The organism is Paraclostridium sp. (assembly GCF_051656405.1).
Lineage (GTDB): Bacteria > Bacillota > Clostridia > Peptostreptococcales > Peptostreptococcaceae > Paraclostridium.
In genome coordinates this window covers 21,140-38,567 of the sequence record NZ_JBOGBV010000014.1, presented here as the reverse complement: position 1 = coordinate 38,567, position 17,428 = coordinate 21,140, and the positions used below count along the sequence as shown (strand labels likewise).

Below are 17,428 nucleotides of genomic sequence, written 5' to 3'. Positions count from 1 at the left end.
TACCTCCTATTTTAAGCTAATGTTTTTTGCGTCACTCTTTCTTATCGCTAAATCGAATCCTCTAAAACGAACTAATATAGGATCTCCTAATGGAGCGATTTTTCTTACTTCTATTTCAGTTTCATTTATACATCCAAGAGCTAATAATCTTTTAGCTAATTTTTCGTTTCCGTATATATTATTAATGATACCTTTTTCACCGACTTTTAAATCGTAAACAGTCATCATTAGCACCTCCTAATGAGTTTCATTCTCAATTAATTATAATATAAATATACCATTTAATATTCAAAAAGTCAATAAATAGTGAATAGATTAAAAAAATAATTAAAAAACTTACTTTAAGACTATGGTAGTATATAGGTAATAGAAAATTTCAACTAAGGGGGAGCGAAATATATGAAGACTAAAAAACTGGCTCATATGTCATTGATGGTTGGATACAGCTTAATATTATATATAATCGAAAGCTACATGCCAAATCCGCTAATTGCTATATTTCCAGGCGCTAAGTTAGGGATTGCAAACATAGTTACATTAACTTCTTTAGTTTTATTTGGTCTAAAAGATACATTCATAATTTTATCTGTACGGGTGCTTATGTCATCTATATTTGCAGGTCCAATATCATATTTATTGTTTAGTATAGCGGGTTCATACTTAAGTTTGATATTTATGTACTTAGCTTTAAAAATTAATAAATTTTCATTAATAGGGGTAAGTGTTATAGGAGCTATTGGTCATAATATAGGGCAGTTAGCGGTGGCTGGAATGATAATAAAAAATGGTATGATATTTGGATATTTACCATATATGTTATTCGCATCTATAATAACTGGACTGTTTGTTGGAATTGCTTCTAAATTTACAGTAGGAAAGTTATCTAGTATTGATAAAAACGTTTATTGACACACTAGGGAAAACCTTGTTAAAATATAAATGAATATATATAAATTTGTAACTATGGTGATAATATGACTAAAAATGAACTGATTTTACTAAAGAAAGAAATAGAAGCTTTGAGGGAAGAAATAAATACTTATATAGAATACCCGGATATATTTAAAGATGAGTTGGTTAGTACGAGTAATAAAATTGATCAAGCAATAAATAAGTATATACAGCTGAGCAAAGAGTCTTCTGAATAAAAAGAAGGCTTTTTTTGCGCTTAAGCAAAAGTGAATTTTTGCATGTGGAAAAATTCACAAATGATAGATATATAAACTGGTTTGATTAGGTATATCATTTAAGTATAGCGTCAATAATTAATAATTGAGATATAGAAATTGTTAAAAGAAAGGTATTAATTATGATTTTGGCAAAGTTAATAAACTCAGTTATTATAATTATTTGTGCGTATGTTTTATTAAAATTAATACAATACTTTTTAAAAAAACTATTTGAATTTACTAGATTTGACGTAAGATATGAAAACACTTTAAACAGTCTTTTATGCTCAATGTCATATTATGTTATATTTATCTTAACGATAATACTATTGTTGAAAGAATTTAACATAGTTGATGTAACTAAATTCGGTACTTTAGTTACAGGCGCAAGTATAGTTGGATTGATAGCTGGGGTTGCATCTCAAAGTATACTAAAAGATATATTCAATGGTTTTTTTATAATATTTGAGAAGCAAATACAAGTTGGTGACTTTGTTTTTATAAATGAGGAATTTAGAGGAACGATAGAAGAAATAGGGCTTAGGAGTACTAGCTTAAGAGATTGGGATTTGAGAAGAGTAACTATCCCAAATGGAAATATTATTAGTATTAGAAATTACAGCAGGAAAAATATGCGAGTAGTTGTGAGTGTTAGAGTGCCGTATCAAGAAGATCCTTTAGAAGTTATTAAGTCATTAGAAGAAGTATGTACCATATTAAATGAAAGGCATAAAGAATTTTTACATACAAAAAAGGGGAAGGAAAATGTTGGGTCATTTAGTGTTTATGGAGTTACAGATATTGAAGAAAAGTCTGTAGGAGCTAAATACACTATAACTGGAATTGTTCAATCTCATAAATATTTTACAGTGCTTAAAGACACAAAACTACAGATACTCATAACATTTAGAAATAATGGAATAAATATAGCTTACCCTACTCATATAAATATAGTTAAACAAAATATGTGTGATTAAGATTAAGGACTATTCAAAATAGTCCTTTTTATTTTCGGTTAAAATATAGTCGTAATAATGGACTAACCCCTGCAAATATAAATATAAATATACCTAACTATAAAGGAGGGGGAGTAAAATATCACCTACTGAAATTTTAACTAGATTATTAATAGCTCTTATTATAGGAGGATTGACTGGACTAGAGAGAGAAAAGTCATATCAATTTGCAGGATTTAGAACACATATTTTGGTTTCGATTGGATCATGTATAACAGCTATAACATCTGTAACATTATTTATGGAATATAGTTCAAAAACAAATTTGGACCCATCAAGGTTAACAGCTCAGGTATTATCAGGGATAGGTTTTTTAGGAACGGGAGCTATACTTAAAAACTCAAGTGGAATAAGAGGGCTTACTACGGCAGCAGGAATATGGGCAACAGCATGTATAGGAATTGCTATAGGCTATGGTCAATATATACTAGGAATATCAGCTTGGCTATTTGTAATGGTTACACTATATATATTGAAAAATATAGATAAAGTAGTTTTTAGAAAAAAGCAAAATATATTAACTATAAAGATAGATAATGTAAATATTATTTCTACTATATACAATAAACTTGAAAAATCTCAAATAAATGTTAGTAATATTGATGTAATTAGTGGAGAAAATGATTATATAATAAACTTTTTCATTGTTTATGATAGACGAATTATGGTAGAAAAGATAATATTAGAATTAAATGACCTAAAAAATATAATAAGTGTAGATTATTTACATTAAAATATATAAAATAAGATATAGCTATAATTAAAATCGAGGTGTATGAATTGAAGACAAACATAAGAGTAATAATTGAAGGGTCAACTGATTTCCCTAAAGAACTATTAGATGAAATGGGAGTAAAAGTTGTAGGAATAAATATAGCATTTGGAGAGGAAAACTATATAGGCGGAGAAGAAATTACTGAAGAAACGTTTTATGAGAAAATGAAGGGGTGTAAAGAATTACCTAAGACATCAAGTCCATCACCTGAGAGATTCATAGAAATGTTTGACTGTGAAGAAGAGGAAATATTAATTATTACACTTACTTCTAAATTATCTAGTACTTATAGTAGTGCTGTATTAGCTAAAAATATATATTTAGAACATAATCCTGAAAGTGAAAAGAGAATAGCTGTTGTAGATTCATTAAGTGGATCTATAGGAGTTGGATTAATGGTTTATAAATCTAATAAATTAATAGAAGAAGGAAAATGTTTAAAAGAAGTAGTTGAATATTTAGAAGATATAAAAGGAGACATAGCTTTTTATGGTGTGTTAGATACGCTTGAAAACGCTATAAAAGGTGGAAGGGTAAATCCTATCGCTGGAAAATTAATAAATGCGCTTAACTTTAAAGTTATAATAGAAATATCAGAAGGATTAGTTAAACCTATAGATAAAGCAAGAGGCGAAGGTAATAGTATGAAAAAGCTATTTGAGAAGGTAAAAAACAATGTTCATGATATAAAAAATAAAAATTTAGTTATAGGACATTCAAACTGTAAAGAAAAAGCTGAAAAAATAGCTAAACATATAGAAGAAAATTATGAACATAAGGACATAATAATATCAAGTATAGGTCCTGTTATGGGAACTTACACATCAGAAGGAGCAATATTAATAGCTGTTCTGTAAAATATTATAAACAAAGGAGTGAAATTATGGGATTAGATAGAGCTTCTATAGAAGAAAAGTTTAAATGGGATATAGACAATATGTATAAAAGTGAAGAAGCTATAGACCAAGATATAAAAAAAGTAGATGCAATTATAGGTGAACTTAAAACTTACAAAGGAAAACTTGCTGATAGCAAAGAAAACCTTTATAAGGTATTAATAGATTCAGAAAAAGCATCTAGAATACTTCAAAATTTATACGTATATACTCATATGAAACAACATGAAGACACTAGAAAAAATGAGAATCAGGCTAAAGCTACTAAGACTGAAATGTTATCTACAGAATTATCAATGGCAACATCATATATGGTTCCGGAGATAATAGCAATGGATGAATCAAAATTACAAGAGTATTTAAGTGATGAAAAATTAAATTTTTACAAAAAACATTTAGATGAAATACTAAGGGATAAACCTCATACACTTACAGAAAAAGAAGAAGAAATACTAGCAGCAGCTTCAGATTTAAGTGGAATAGCTGAAAATGTATATGAAATGTTTTCTTTTGCAGATTTAAAATTCCCTGAAATAAAAGATGAAAAGGGAGAAACTGTACAAATTACTCATGGAAATTACTCTGCGTTCTTAAAGAGCAAAGATAAAAGAGTTAGAAAGGATGCATTTGATGCTGTATATTCAACTTACGATGAATATAAAAATACATTTGCATCAACTTTATACGGTGGAATAAAAAGTGAAATTTTCTATGCAAAAATGAGAAACTTTAAATCAGCTATAGAAGGTTCATTATTCCAAGATGATATAAGTGTAGATGTATATAATAACTTAATTGATGCAGTTGATGAGAGTTTAGATACATTAAATAAATATGTAGATTTAAGAAAAAAATATTTAGGTATAGACGAAATGCATATGTATGATTTATATGTACCTATAACATCAAACTTTGATATGAAGGTAACTTATGAAGAAGCACAAGAAATAATATTAAAAGCATTAAAACCATTAGGTGAAGAATACTTAAGTGTTGTTAAAAAAGCTTTTGATGAAAGATGGATAGATGTTTATGAAAATGAAGGTAAGCAAGGTGGAGCTTATTCATGGGGAAGTTATGATTCATCTCCATACATATTGATGAGCTATAAAGATGATTTAAACTCATTGTTTACATTGATTCATGAACTTGGACATTCTATGCATAGTTACTACTCAAGAAGTAATCAAGAATATTTATATTCATCATACAAAATATTTGTAGCAGAAGTTGCATCAACTTTAAATGAATTATTGCTTGTAAATTATTTACTAGAAAACTCAAAATCAAAAGAAGAAAGAATGTATCTTTTAAATTATTATTTAGAACAATTCAGAACTACAGTATATAGACAAACTATGTTTGCTGAATTTGAAAAGATAACTCATGAAAAAGTAGAAAACAAAGAACCGTTAACTGCTAAAGAATTTACAGAAATATATTATGATTTAAATAAAAAATACTATGGAAAATCTTGCATAGTAGATGAACCGATAGGATTAGAGTGGGCTAGAATACCTCATTTTTATTCAAATTTCTATGTATATAAATATGCAACAGGATTTTCAGCAGCTAGTGCTTTAAGTGAAAAAATCTTAAAAGAAGGTGATGTAGCTGTTGATAAGTATATAGAGTTCTTAAAAAGTGGAGGATCGGAATATCCACTTAACCAACTAAGAGCTGCTGGAGTAGACATGGAGAAAAAAGAATCTATAGAAAATGCTTTAAATGTATTTAAAGAATTAGTAAATGAATTAGAGAGAGAATGTTAATCAACATTCTCTTTTTTTTTGAAAATATTGAATTTAGTTTGAAAAACTTCATTTTACGGCGAGTTAACATACTTTACTTTCAGTTAACATAACTCTAATTTAAACTTAACATTTAAACTTTATTATTGAATTGTAGAGAAAAAACTTAAAAAAGAATAAAGCATAGTAAAGTTGACAAACTAAAATTATAAATTAGAAATCATAAGAGTTATAAAAAATTGGAGGTATTTATGTTAGCTAATGAGCAACTGATTAAAACTAAAAATAACAACAAAACAAAGTATACAATAGAAAAAATAGCAAAAAATGTATTTATGATAAGTGCTTTAATTGCAGTAATTAGCTTATTACTTATTATAGGTTTTGTTTTTTATAAAGGACTTACACCATTTATATCAAAAGGATACTCATTTATAGACTTTTTAACAGGTACTTCGTGGGTTCCAAGTGCAGATCAATATGGAATTTTACCTATGATAGTAGCATCAATTTTATCAACACTAGGTGCACTTTTAATAGGTGCTCCGATCGGGATTCTTACAGCAGCATTTATTGCAGAAGTAGCTCCTAAAAAAGTAGCAAACCTAATAAGTTCTGGAGTTGACTTATTAGCAGGAATACCATCTGTGCTTTATGGATTATTTGGATTAGCAGTTATTGTTCCAACTATTCAAGATGTATTTAATTTACCAAAGGGACAAAGTTTATTTGCTGTAATAATAGTTCTTTCTATAATGATGTTACCTACGATAATAGCTGTTTCAAAAACTGCTATAAAAGCTGTACCAGATGCTTATAGAGAAGGGTCTTTAGCTTTAGGAGCATCAAAAATTGAAACAATATTTAAAGTAGTTTTACCAGCTGCAAAATCAGGTATTTTAGCGGCTGTAGTATTAGGAACAGGAAGAGCTTTAGGTGAGACTATGGCAGTAATACTAGTTGCAGGTAACTCACCAGTTTTACCTAACTCACTTATGGATAGTGTAAGACCATTAACAACTAATATTGCATTAGAAATGGGATACGCATTTGGAACACATCAAGAGATGCTATTTGCGACAGGAGTTGTACTATTTATATTTATATTAGTACTTAACTTAGTATTAAGTAAACTTTCTAATAAGGCAGGCAATTAATATGAGAAAATTAAGAGAAAATTTTTTAAAGGCGGCAGTTTGGCTATCAGCTATATTCACAATAGGAATGTTGTTAGTAATAGTTGGATTTATATTTATAAAAGGTATTGGGGGAATAAACCTAAACTTTTTAATTAGTGATTATTCAGCAAGTGGTGATGGTGGAATACTACCAATGATCGTCACAACTTTATATACAGTATTTTTATCATTAATAGTTGCTACACCAATAGGTGTTTTAGCGGCAGTATATCTACAAGAATATGCTAAAAAAGGACCAATAGTTAATATTGTAAGATTTGCAACAGAGAGTTTAGCAGGAATACCATCTATAGTTTATGGATTATTTGGAGGTATATTCTTTGTTATAACACTTCAAATGGGATATTCAATTATTGCAGGATCATTAACAGTGGCTATAATAATTCTACCTGTAATAATACGTACAACAGAAGAAGCATTAAAGACAGTTCCACAAGGATATAGAGAAGCATCTTTAGCTATGGGAGCTACAAAATTCCAAACTCTATACAAAGTAATAGTACCAAGTGCATTACCAGGGATTTTATCAGGAATAATACTATCGATAGGTCGTGTAGTTGGAGAATCAGCAGCTATATTATTAACAGCTGGGACAGTAGCACAAATGCCAACTAGTATATTTGATAGTGCTAGAACACTTACAGTTCAATCTTACTTAGTTGCTAAAGAAACTGGAAATATACAACAAGCAGCTAGCGTAGGTATAGTTTTAATAATTATCGTATTATGTTTAAATACTTTAGCTAAATTTATAGTTAAAAAGCTTAGTAAGGAGAGCTATTAAGATGAAGAATATAAAAATAAATGTAAAAAACTTAGAACTTTTCTATGGAGATAACAAAGCATTAAAAGGAATAGATATGCAGATAAAAGAAAAAAAAGTAACTGCATTAATAGGACCTTCAGGATGTGGAAAATCAACTTTTTTAAGAACTTTAAATAGAATGAACGACTTAATTGAAAATGTTAAAATAAAAGGGGAAATATCTGTAGACGGAGAAGATATATATAAATCTGATGATGTTATAAAACTACGTACAAAAGTAGGAATGGTATTCCAAAAACCAAATCCATTCCCAATGAGTATATATGATAATGTTGCATATGGACCTAGAATACATGGAATAAAAGATAAAGCTACCTTAGATAAGATTGTTGAAGAAAGCTTAAGGGGAGCTGCTATTTGGGATGAAGTTAAAGACAGATTAAATAAATCAGCTTTAGGATTATCAGGAGGGCAGCAACAACGTATTTGTATAGCTAGAACAATAGCTATGAAGCCAGAAGTAATATTAATGGATGAGCCAACTTCAGCGCTAGATCCGATATCAACATCTAAAGTAGAAGAATTAATAGATGAGTTAAAAGATAAATATACTATAGTAATAGTAACTCATAATATGCAACAAGCAGCGCGTGTATCGGATGAAACTGCATTTTTCCTATCGGGAGAGGTTGTAGAATTTGACGAAACAAAAACTATATTTACTAGTCCAAGAGATAAACGTACAGAAGATTATATAACAGGAAGATTTGGATAAAATAAATATAAAATAATCAATAAAAAGGAGTTTTAAAATGGTCAACAATAACTTAGAGTTAAATATAAATACTCTTATAAACTATACACTAAAAATGTTTGATAAAAGTCAAGAAATTCTAGAAGAGTCAATAAACAGCATGATAACAAAAGATATTGAAAAAGCAAAAGGAATTTCAGAAAAAGATGACGAAATAGACACTTTAAGAGACTATATAAGGGATAGAAGTATTGAACTTATGGCATTAAAACAACCTATGGCAAAAGATTTAAGATTTATATATGCATTAGAAAGTATGTGTTTAGAGTTAGAGCGTATAGGCGATTATTCTGTAAATATATCAGTTGAAGTTGTAAAGATAGGAAAAGAAGAATATATAAAAGAATTAATAGATATACCTAAAATGAAAGATATATGCATTGATATGATAAAAGATGCAAAGAAAGCTTTAGAACTAAGAGATGAAGAGCTTGCATACAATACAGCTTTAAAAGATGACTTAGTAGATAAGTTGTATGATGTTATACATGAACATACTCTTAAAGTTATGCATGAAAAAGAAGTAAACATAGACCAAGGAGTGACAATGCTGTTTGTTGCTAGATATTTAGAACGAATTGGAGACCATATTACCAATATATGTGAAAAAATTATATATGCATTAAGAGGCGATATGATTGAAATAGGATAAAACTACAGGAATGTAGTTTTATTTTTTTGTGCTAATATTTTATTGAGTGCAAACATATCTATTTAAAGTACAGTGTTTAATTATAAAATTTAGCTATATTGATTGAAATAATTGTCAATAATAACTAATAGTATTTATTAAAATATAAAAAACAAAGGGGAAGTGGGGATGAAAAGAAAAATAAAACCTATTTTTTTAAGTGTATCTACAGTTGTATTACTTTTGTTTTTATTATTTGTTACATTTGATAAAATAACTGCTACATCAAGTGAACAAAATAATATAGATATAGAATTGCTAGAAAGTGATACGATGACATTAACTGACCTCATGATGAAAGCAAGTAGTGTAAATAATAGAGGACCGAAGCCAAAACCTGAGAAGGTTGCTTATATAACAATTGATGATGGACCGTCTAAATATACTGATGGAATATTATCTATCCTAGATAGCAATAATGTTAAAGCCACGTTCTTTATGATAGAAGGTAATATGAAACAACATCCAGAACAATTAAAAAGAATCGCTCAAGAGGGCCACTCTATGGGATTTCACAGTGTAAGTCACGACATATCTGTACTATATAAAACTCCTGAAAATACTGTTAATGAATTTGATAAGTGCCAAGACACATTAAATAAAATTGCTAAAGTAAACTCAAACTTAATAAGATTGCCTTATGGTAGTAAACCTTATGCTCCAGAAGAATCATACAATGCATTAGTTGATGATGGATTTAAAATCTGGGATTGGAATTTGGATACAGAAGATTGGAAGGGAACTCCACAAACTATAGTAAACAATGTAAATAAATATTCCGATCAACATAGTGAAGTTGTACTTTTAATGCATGAAAAGGAACAAAGTGTTAAAGCTCTTCAAGGTATAATAAATCAATTAAAAGAAAAAGGATATACAATAATGCCAATAGAAGAAAGTGATATGCCAAAAAACTTTTGGGAACAAAACTTACGTAACTGAATATAATATTTATAAATATTGACAATAATAATGATGATTATATATAATTAAAAGATAAACAGAATATTTAAAAACTGAGAAAAAGAGGAGTATGCAAACTCAACTTACAGAGAAGAAAGTTCACCGGCTGAAAGACTTTCTAAGAAATGAATTGCAGAAGGTAGCTTTGGAGTTTCTAAGCTGAAAATAATAGTAAGCTTAGACGGTGAGAATCGTTAAATTTATTAAGTGTTATGTAAAGTTTAATTAAAAACTTTACATAAAATTAAGGTGGTAACGCGAGCTTTTCGTCCTTAAATAGGATGAAGGGCTCTTTTTTATGTATATAAAATAAAAAATAGGAGGAATTTACATGGAAAATACAAACTTACCAAAAACGTATAATCCAAAAGACTTTGAATCAAGATTATATTCAAAGTGGGTAGAAGAAGGTTTATTCAAATCTAAGCCAAACCCAAATAAAAAGCCATTTACTATAATGCTTCCCCCACCAAACATAACGGGGCAATTACACATGGGGCATGCTCTTGACCATACATTACAAGATATACTTATAAGATGGAAGAGAATGGACGGTTATGAAACTTTATGGCAACCAGGAACAGACCATGCATCTATAGCAACAGAAGTTAAAGTTGTTGAAAGAATAAAGCAACAAGAAGGAAAAACTAAGTACGAAATAGGAAGAGAAGAGTTCTTAAAAAGAGCTATGGACTGGAGAAATGAATTTGGTAGAAAAATAGTAGACCAAATGAAACAATTAGGAGATTCATGTGACTGGGAAAGAGAAAGATTTACAATGGACCAAGGTTGTAATGAAGCAGTTACAGAATTCTTTGTAAAGTTATATGAAAAAGGTCAAATTTATAAAGGAAACAGAATAATAAACTGGTGCCCAGATTGTAAAACTACATTATCTGATGCAGAAGTTGAGCATGAAGAACATGATGGAAAGTTCTATCATATAAAATACCCAATAGCAGGTAGTGATGAATTTTTAGAAATAGCTACAACTAGACCAGAAACAATGCTTGGAGATACAGGTATAGCTGTAAACCCAGAAGATGAAAGATACACTCATTTAGTAGGAAAGCATGCTATACTGCCATTAGTAGGAAGAGAACTTATTATAGTTGCAGATGATTACGTTGATTTAGAGTTTGGTACAGGTGCAGTTAAAATGACTCCAGCGCATGATCCTAATGACTTTGAAGTAGGTCAAAGACATAATCTTGAAAAAATAAACGTAATGAACGAAGATGGAACTATGAATAAATTAGCTGGTAAGTACGAAGGTATGGACAGATATGAGTGCAGAAAGCAACTTATAGCTGACTTAGAAGAATCTGGATACTTAATAGCTATAAAAGATCATAATCACAATGTAGGATCTTGTTACAGATGTAAAACTGTAGTTGAGCCAAGATTATCAGATCAATGGTTCGTTAAAATGGATGAATTAGCAAAACCAGCTATAGATATATTAAAGAAACAAGATTTAGAGTTTGTTCCAGATAAATTTGATAAAACTTACTTACAATGGTTAGAAAATATAAGAGACTGGTGTATATCAAGACAGTTATGGTGGGGTCACCAAATACCAGCATACTACTGTCAAGAATGTGGTGAAGTAGTAGTTGCTAAAGAAATGCCAAAACAATGTAAATGTGGACATACTCACTTCAAGCAAGATGAAGATGTATTAGATACATGGTTCTCATCTGCATTATGGCCTTTCTCAACATTAGGATGGCCTAATAAAACAGAAGAGCTAAACTATTACTATCCAACAAGTGTACTTGTAACTGGATACGATATAATATTCTTCTGGGTTGTAAGAATGGCATTTGCAGGAATGTTCTGTATGGGAGAAACTCCATTTGAGCATGTATTAATACATGGACTTGTAAGAGACTCAGAAGGTAGAAAAATGAGTAAATCTCTAGGAAACGGAATAGATCCATTAGAAGTAATAGACATGTACGGAGCTGATGCTTTAAGATTCATGTTAGCTACAGGAAACTCTCCAGGCAATGATATGAGATTCTATATGGAAAGAGTTGAATCATCTAGAAACTTTGCTAATAAGTTATGGAATGCATCTAGATTCGTATTTATGAACATAGATGAAGAAATAATGAATGGTGTTACTAGAGAATCAGTAGAAAAAAATATGACTTTAGCTGACAAATGGATAATTTCAAGAGCTAACAATGTTGTTAAAGAAGTTACTGATAACATGGATAAGTTTGACTTAGGAATAGCAGCTCAAAAAATATATGACTTTGCTTGGTCAGAGTACTGTGACTGGTATATAGAAATAGTTAAGCCAAGATTATACTCAGATGATAAAGAAGCTAAGCAAACAGCATTATATACATTAACATATGTATTAGAAAAAATATTAAAACTTCTTCATCCATACATGCCATTTATAACTGAAGAAATATATACTCACCTTCCAACTGTAGAAGGAAGTATAGTTGTAGCTCAGTTCCCTCATTACGATGGAGCTGACAACATGGCTAAAGAAGAAGAAATGATGAACTTAACAATGGATGGTATAAGAAACATAAGAAACGTAAGAGCTGAAATGAACGTACCACCATCAAAGAAAGCTAAAGTGATAATAGTTCCAACAGCTGATAAGAAAGAAGCTATGGAAGCTGGACTTGATTACTTTGTAACATTAGCATCTGCATCTACAGTTGAAATAGTTGAAGATGAAACTAATATACCAGAAGACGCTGTAAGTGTTGTTATAGATGGTGTAAAAATATTTATACCTCTTGATGAATTAGTTGACTTCACTAAAGAACTAGATAGATTAAATAAGGAAAAAGCTAAATTAGAAGGTGAAATAAAGAGAGTAAACGGAAAACTTTCTAACCAAGGATTCTTAGCTAAAGCTCCAGAAAGCTTAGTTAATGAAGAAAAAGCTAAAAAAGAAAAATTTGAAGAAATGATGAAATCAGTTATTGAAAGAATCGAAAATATAGAAGCTAAAATGAAGTAGTAAAAATAGTAGAGACCCTGTTTAAGTTTTGCTCCACAAAGCGGAAAAGATGCTTTGAAATGTCGCTAAAACTTAAACGGGGTCTCTTTATGATGGGAAGATAAGGATAAAGGTAAAGAGTTATGTGAAGAATTAGGATTATAGGGTATAATAGTAAATAATAAAATTTAAGGAGGGGTATTTATGGCAGGAAATTTATTTGGAAGAATGGCAGCTGATACTTTAGGTTTATCTGATATAGGTAAAATAATATCGCCAAGAGATTTTGATAAAGTAGATGGTGATGATTATATAATGCATGAAGATGGAGAAAAAATATTCTTTGTTATAAAATCAAAATCGGATGAGTATGTGTTTACAAATAGAGGACTTTTACATGTAGATGGAGCTAATGCAATTAGCAAAAAAAGAACTGTTAAAAGACATGAATTTTATTATGAAAGGGTACATTCAGTAACGCTAGAAACTGCAGGAACTGTAGATTTAGATATAGAGATAAAATTTAGCTTTGGAGAAGAAGCATTTAGTATAGATGTAGATAAAAAACAATTAGAGCAATTAAAAGATTTATATAAAGCTTTAGTTGAAGTTGGAATACAACAAGGTAAAAATCAAGTTGCTATACAAGATGGAACAAAAGGTCTTGATATGGCAAACAATGCAATTTCAAGATGTAAGTTAGATGGAAATGCAGCAAATGTTGTAAAAGAGTTAACTAACTTTAACTTAGATTGGATGGAATCGCTAAGATTAAATTATAGCAATAAAGATTTCACTGAAGTATTTGAAAAATATATAAATAATTAAACCAATATATATAATAGTAGAGTATGTAGAGTCCATATATAAGTTTTGCTCAACAAAGCGCAAAAGATGCTTTGAAATGTAGCTAAAACTTATATATGGACTCTTTTAAATTTATGGATGAAAATATGAAATAGTATATAGATAAATTGACTAAATATAAGTTAAAATATAAGTTGGCAATTTTATTTTTGAAAATTTTCAGACAGGGAATTTACATATAATTTTTAAATTATTAACAAGAGGATTAATTGAGTATTTTGCCGAAATTAAATAACATTAGAAATAATTTACACTTAATTATACAATGGAGGAACAATATGAATTATAATGAGGCTTTACAGTTTATACACGAAAGTCATAAGTTTGGTATGAGACTAGGATTAGATAATATAAAAAAATTATTAGAACTATTAGGAAACCCGCAAAATAATTTAAAAATAATACACGTTGCAGGTACTAATGGTAAAGGATCAACATGTTCTTTCATAGCATCTATTTTAAAAGAAAGTGGATATAAAGTAGGATTATATACTTCTCCATTTTTAGAGACATTTACAGAAAGAATAAGAGTAAATGGAGAAAATATACAAGAAGAAGAAGTTGGAAAAATAGTATCTTTAATAAAAGAAAAAATAGAAATAATGGTTGGTGAAGGATATTCTTATCCTACTGAATTTGAAATAGTTACGGCTATGGCATTTTATTATTACAACCAAGAAAAAGTTGACTTTGTTGCTCTAGAAGTTGGTCTTGGAGGTAGATACGATGCAACTAATGTCATCGATAAACCTGTAGTAAGTGCAATAACTTCAATAAGTTTAGATCATACAGGTATACTTGGAGATACGTTAGGAAAAATAGCTTTTGAAAAGGGTGGAATTATAAAAGAAGATTGCACTACTATAGTGTATCCACAACAAGAAGAAGCAAGTGAAGTTATAAAAAATATATGTGCTGAAAAGAAATCTAAATACATAGAATGTGATTTTAAAAATATAGAAATAAAATCATCAAATATTAACTCACAAATATATAATTGTAATATAAATGGAAAAGAATTAAATGATTTAGAAATTAAATTAATAGGAGATCATCAGATAAAAAATTCTATTGTAGCTTTAAATGTTATTGAGTATTTAAATGATATTAAAATTACAAATATATCTGAAGAAAATATTAGAAAAGGTCTATTAGAAACTAAGTGGCCAGGAAGAATAGAAAAAATAAGTGAAAATCCAATGTTTATAATAGATGGAGCACATAATGAAGAAGGTGCTAAATCACTTGCGAATTCTATTGATAAATATTTTGAAAATAAAAACAAGATTCTAGTTATAGGAATGCTTGAAGACAAGGATATAGAATCTGTATTGGATTTATTAATACCTAAATTCAATAAGGTTATAACTACTACTCCTGATAATCCAAGAGCTATAGATGCTAATAAACTTAAAGAAAAAATAGAAAGATATAATATAGAAGTAACTTGCAAACCAAATATAAAAGAAGCTGTTGACTATGCATTAGAAATATCAAATAAAGATGATGTAATAATAAGTGCAGGATCTTTATATATGATAGGAAACGTAAGAACTATAATAGTAAATAAATAAAAAAGAGTTTGTAATTTGAGTTAAAATACTTAAATTACAAACTTTCTTTTTTTATTTTGATAATTGTTCACGTAAAGCTTTTGATAATTGATCAGGACAAGAAGTAGATTTTCCTCCACAAGTTATACCAGCTAATTTCTCTGCAACTTCATTAGCAGGAGTTCCTTCTACAAGATGTTTAAGACCTAATAAGTTACCAGGACATCCACCAACGAAGTCTACACTTGTAACTATATTATTTTCATCGATATCAAACACCATTTCCTTACAACAAACCCCTGATGGTTTAAATGATACTTTCATTATAAATACCTCCAAAAACATGATAAGTAAATAATATCAAATAATATAGATGAATATCAACAACTTTTTAATAAGCATAATTTCCTAGTTAGTAAAAAAAGTAATAAGACGAGCATTTTAAACAATATACTATGATAGTACATTTTATTGCGAGGGGGTTTTGTTTTGAAGCTATATACATCTAATTATTTATCACAGAGTTTAAGTGTAATAGATTATAAGTCTCTTAAATTGGAAAAAGAAATAAAATTAGGGCCAGACATATATCCTCACCATTTTTGCATAGAAAAAGATAAAAACATAATGTATATACCAAGTTCGTTTGATGGAGTTCTTTATGTTTTAGATATTGAAAAAGAGAAAATAATAGACTCTGTATCTATAGGAGGAAATTTAAGTCAGGTTTCACTTTGTAAAAATGAACTTTTTGTAGCTAATGAAGATTCTAATAGCATTTATGTATTGAATAAGGATAATCTGGAACCAATAGGGGTTATTAGCGTTGATAATATGCCTCATGGGTTTGCATATGATAAAGTAGAGAACAAACTATATGTGCCTTGTATAGATTCTATTCTATGTATAGATATAGAAAAGAAAATAGTTGAGCGAAAAGTTGATTTAGATTATAAAGCATGGCATATAAAGATAGATAAATATAAGGGTATTATATACACATCTACATTAGATGGTAAGATAATTATTTTAGATAAAAAAAATTTAAATATATTAGATACAATAGGAAATTTTTTAATTCCAGTTGAAATATGTGTAAATTATAAAAAAGAATATATATATATAGCAGACTTAGGCTATAAAGCTATAAAAATATTAGATTATAAAACACATAAAGAAATTGGATGTATAAAGGTAAATGGAAATCCTCAAGGGTTAGAACTATCAAATGATAGTAAATTTTTGTTTTTAACTGATACGTTTAATAATAGTGTTAAGATTTATGGAACGGATAAAAATGAGATTATAGATGAAATTAAGGTAGGAAAAGAGCCTACCACTATAGTTTTTGTGTAGGCTATTTTTTGTTTGTAATAAGTAGTTCTATTATTTCAGCATACATATACGATGCATTCTTTTTCCAATTGTCGCATATTAATTTTGCTTGTTTTTCGGAAGATACGTTTAAATTTAAATCTATTAAGTTTGATTGGTTTTCAATAACTCGTAGATTTACTATATATTCATTATCACTTTGCTTGACAAAGCTTGACTTTACTTGAGTATCTGCTAATAAGTTTTCTTTATTTAATTTTATATACTCATCTAGCTTCTCTGTAATTTGAGAAGGAATTCTAGATAAGAAGTAGTTTAGAGTCTCAATACCTTTTTGTGTTAAAGTGTAATACTCTCTATTTGAATCTTCATATATTTTTAAGAATTTGGCATCCATAAGTTGTGAAAGAAATTGCTGTAATGAGAAATAATTCATTACTTCCGTCTCAAGAATAACTTGTGTTATTTGAGAATTTGTTAAATTCATATTAGCTTTTTCTAAAACATATAAGATTAGTAACTTATGGTAAGCTAATTCTTCAGATGAGTTTTCAAACATAATATCATCCTCCGTATAATGTTTCTATATAACTACTATATTAAACTAAAACATATAAAAATAAAAGTAGAATTTAATATTTAAATATTTGCACTTATAT

At 28.7% G+C, this 17,428-nt stretch carries 18 protein-coding genes and 1 other annotated feature; of the genes, 15 read left to right on the top strand and 3 right to left on the bottom strand.

The window, feature by feature from the left end; translation table 11 throughout:
- Nucleotides 1–6: 6 nt before the first annotated feature.
- Complete coding sequence (locus tag ACRDDE_RS02420) at nucleotides 7–225, bottom strand: FeoA family protein (RefSeq protein ID WP_025162334.1); 219 nt, start codon at nucleotides 223–225, stop codon at nucleotides 7–9.
- A 174-nt stretch (nucleotides 226–399) separates the two neighbouring features.
- Between ACRDDE_RS02420 and ACRDDE_RS02415 the strand changes: the two genes are divergently transcribed.
- The 14 genes from ACRDDE_RS02415 (at nucleotide 400) to ACRDDE_RS02350 (ending at nucleotide 15,455) form a co-directional block, all read left to right on the top strand.
- On the top strand, nucleotides 400–909 hold the full coding sequence (locus ACRDDE_RS02415; RefSeq protein WP_025162335.1) for a Gx transporter family protein: 510 nt from the start codon (nucleotides 400–402) through the stop codon (nucleotides 907–909).
- Nucleotides 910–974: 65 nt separating this feature from the next.
- Nucleotides 975–1,148 (top strand): aspartyl-phosphate phosphatase Spo0E family protein, encoded by a 174-nt coding sequence (locus ACRDDE_RS02410; RefSeq protein ID WP_438625268.1) that lies wholly within the window; start codon nucleotides 975–977, stop codon nucleotides 1,146–1,148.
- A gap of 161 nt (nucleotides 1,149–1,309) precedes the next feature.
- Complete coding sequence (locus tag ACRDDE_RS02405) at nucleotides 1,310–2,146, top strand: mechanosensitive ion channel family protein (protein WP_438625267.1); 837 nt, start codon at nucleotides 1,310–1,312, stop codon at nucleotides 2,144–2,146.
- Between the two features lie 118 nt (nucleotides 2,147–2,264).
- A complete protein-coding gene (locus ACRDDE_RS02400) occupies nucleotides 2,265–2,918 on the top strand; it encodes an MgtC/SapB family protein (RefSeq protein WP_438625295.1) in 654 nt (217 codons plus the stop codon).
- A gap of 47 nt (nucleotides 2,919–2,965) precedes the next feature.
- Complete coding sequence (locus tag ACRDDE_RS02395; RefSeq protein ID WP_226888288.1) at nucleotides 2,966–3,817, top strand: DegV family protein; 852 nt, start codon at nucleotides 2,966–2,968, stop codon at nucleotides 3,815–3,817.
- 26 nt (nucleotides 3,818–3,843) lie between these two features.
- Complete coding sequence (gene pepF / locus ACRDDE_RS02390; protein ID WP_438625266.1) at nucleotides 3,844–5,628, top strand: oligoendopeptidase F; 1,785 nt, start codon at nucleotides 3,844–3,846, stop codon at nucleotides 5,626–5,628.
- A gap of 230 nt (nucleotides 5,629–5,858) precedes the next feature.
- Nucleotides 5,859–6,764, top strand: coding sequence for a phosphate ABC transporter permease subunit PstC (gene pstC / locus ACRDDE_RS02385; protein ID WP_438625265.1), 906 nt, complete (start codon nucleotides 5,859–5,861; stop codon nucleotides 6,762–6,764).
- 1 nt (nucleotide 6,765) lies between these two features.
- Nucleotides 6,766–7,590, top strand: a complete 825-nt coding sequence (pstA, locus tag ACRDDE_RS02380) for a phosphate ABC transporter permease PstA (protein WP_438625264.1) — start codon at nucleotides 6,766–6,768, stop codon at nucleotides 7,588–7,590.
- A gap of 1 nt (nucleotide 7,591) precedes the next feature.
- Nucleotides 7,592–8,347 carry a phosphate ABC transporter ATP-binding protein PstB gene (gene pstB, locus ACRDDE_RS02375; protein WP_438625263.1) on the top strand — a complete coding sequence of 252 codons (756 nt, stop codon included), beginning with the start codon at nucleotides 7,592–7,594 and terminating at the stop codon, nucleotides 8,345–8,347.
- Between the two features lie 37 nt (nucleotides 8,348–8,384).
- Nucleotides 8,385–9,038, top strand: a complete 654-nt coding sequence (phoU, locus tag ACRDDE_RS02370; RefSeq protein WP_438625262.1) for a phosphate signaling complex protein PhoU — start codon at nucleotides 8,385–8,387, stop codon at nucleotides 9,036–9,038.
- A 168-nt stretch (nucleotides 9,039–9,206) separates the two neighbouring features.
- Nucleotides 9,207–10,019, top strand: a complete 813-nt coding sequence (locus ACRDDE_RS02365; RefSeq protein WP_438625261.1) for a polysaccharide deacetylase family protein — start codon at nucleotides 9,207–9,209, stop codon at nucleotides 10,017–10,019.
- A gap of 67 nt (nucleotides 10,020–10,086) precedes the next feature.
- Nucleotides 10,087–10,317 (top strand) — a binding site (T-box leader).
- 54 nt (nucleotides 10,318–10,371) lie between these two features.
- The gene (locus ACRDDE_RS02360) at nucleotides 10,372–13,035 is read left to right on the top strand and encodes a valine--tRNA ligase (RefSeq protein WP_438625259.1); all 2,664 of its coding nucleotides are present in this window, start codon (nucleotides 10,372–10,374) and stop codon (nucleotides 13,033–13,035) included.
- 183 nt (nucleotides 13,036–13,218) lie between these two features.
- Nucleotides 13,219–13,842 (top strand): PH domain-containing protein, encoded by a 624-nt coding sequence (locus ACRDDE_RS02355; protein WP_438625257.1) that lies wholly within the window; start codon nucleotides 13,219–13,221, stop codon nucleotides 13,840–13,842.
- Between the two features lie 317 nt (nucleotides 13,843–14,159).
- Nucleotides 14,160–15,455 (top strand): bifunctional folylpolyglutamate synthase/dihydrofolate synthase, encoded by a 1,296-nt coding sequence (locus ACRDDE_RS02350; protein WP_438625255.1) that lies wholly within the window; start codon nucleotides 14,160–14,162, stop codon nucleotides 15,453–15,455.
- Nucleotides 15,456–15,506: 51 nt separating this feature from the next.
- On the opposite strand, the gene ACRDDE_RS02345 is transcribed toward ACRDDE_RS02350, so the two are convergent.
- Nucleotides 15,507–15,758: a TIGR03905 family TSCPD domain-containing protein gene (locus ACRDDE_RS02345; protein WP_438625253.1), complete on the bottom strand. Its 252-nt coding sequence runs from the start codon at nucleotides 15,756–15,758 to the stop codon at nucleotides 15,507–15,509.
- A gap of 165 nt (nucleotides 15,759–15,923) precedes the next feature.
- Here ACRDDE_RS02345 and ACRDDE_RS02340 point away from each other — a divergent pair, with 165 nt between their 5' ends.
- On the top strand, nucleotides 15,924–16,790 hold the full coding sequence (locus tag ACRDDE_RS02340) for a YncE family protein (RefSeq protein ID WP_438625252.1): 867 nt from the start codon (nucleotides 15,924–15,926) through the stop codon (nucleotides 16,788–16,790).
- Between the two features lies 1 nt (nucleotide 16,791).
- On the opposite strand, the gene ACRDDE_RS02335 is transcribed toward ACRDDE_RS02340, so the two are convergent.
- Entirely contained in the window at nucleotides 16,792–17,328 is a 537-nt protein-coding gene (locus tag ACRDDE_RS02335; RefSeq protein ID WP_438625251.1) for a DUF4364 family protein, read from the bottom strand.
- Nucleotides 17,329–17,428: the final 100 nt, after the last annotated feature.

Coding starts and splice junctions, on each gene's coding strand:
- ACRDDE_RS02415 (WP_025162335.1), top strand. CDS start 400: ATGAAGACTAAAAAACTGGCTCATATGTCATTGATGGTTGGATACAGC.
- ACRDDE_RS02350 (WP_438625255.1), top strand. CDS start 14,160: ATGAATTATAATGAGGCTTTACAGTTTATACACGAAAGTCATAAGTTT.
- ACRDDE_RS02420 (WP_025162334.1), bottom strand. CDS start 225: ATGACTGTTTACGATTTAAAAGTCGGTGAAAAAGGTATCATTAATAAT.
- ACRDDE_RS02345 (WP_438625253.1), bottom strand. CDS start 15,758: ATGAAAGTATCATTTAAACCATCAGGGGTTTGTTGTAAGGAAATGGTG.
- ACRDDE_RS02360 (WP_438625259.1), top strand. CDS start 10,372: ATGGAAAATACAAACTTACCAAAAACGTATAATCCAAAAGACTTTGAA.
- ACRDDE_RS02355 (WP_438625257.1), top strand. CDS start 13,219: ATGGCAGGAAATTTATTTGGAAGAATGGCAGCTGATACTTTAGGTTTA.
- pstA (WP_438625264.1), top strand. CDS start 6,766: ATGAGAAAATTAAGAGAAAATTTTTTAAAGGCGGCAGTTTGGCTATCA.
- phoU (WP_438625262.1), top strand. CDS start 8,385: ATGGTCAACAATAACTTAGAGTTAAATATAAATACTCTTATAAACTAT.
- pstC (WP_438625265.1), top strand. CDS start 5,859: ATGTTAGCTAATGAGCAACTGATTAAAACTAAAAATAACAACAAAACA.
- pstB (WP_438625263.1), top strand. CDS start 7,592: ATGAAGAATATAAAAATAAATGTAAAAAACTTAGAACTTTTCTATGGA.
- ACRDDE_RS02410 (WP_438625268.1), top strand. CDS start 975: ATGACTAAAAATGAACTGATTTTACTAAAGAAAGAAATAGAAGCTTTG.
- ACRDDE_RS02335 (WP_438625251.1), bottom strand. CDS start 17,328: ATGTTTGAAAACTCATCTGAAGAATTAGCTTACCATAAGTTACTAATC.
- ACRDDE_RS02405 (WP_438625267.1), top strand. CDS start 1,310: ATGATTTTGGCAAAGTTAATAAACTCAGTTATTATAATTATTTGTGCG.
- pepF (WP_438625266.1), top strand. CDS start 3,844: ATGGGATTAGATAGAGCTTCTATAGAAGAAAAGTTTAAATGGGATATA.
- ACRDDE_RS02365 (WP_438625261.1), top strand. CDS start 9,207: ATGAAAAGAAAAATAAAACCTATTTTTTTAAGTGTATCTACAGTTGTA.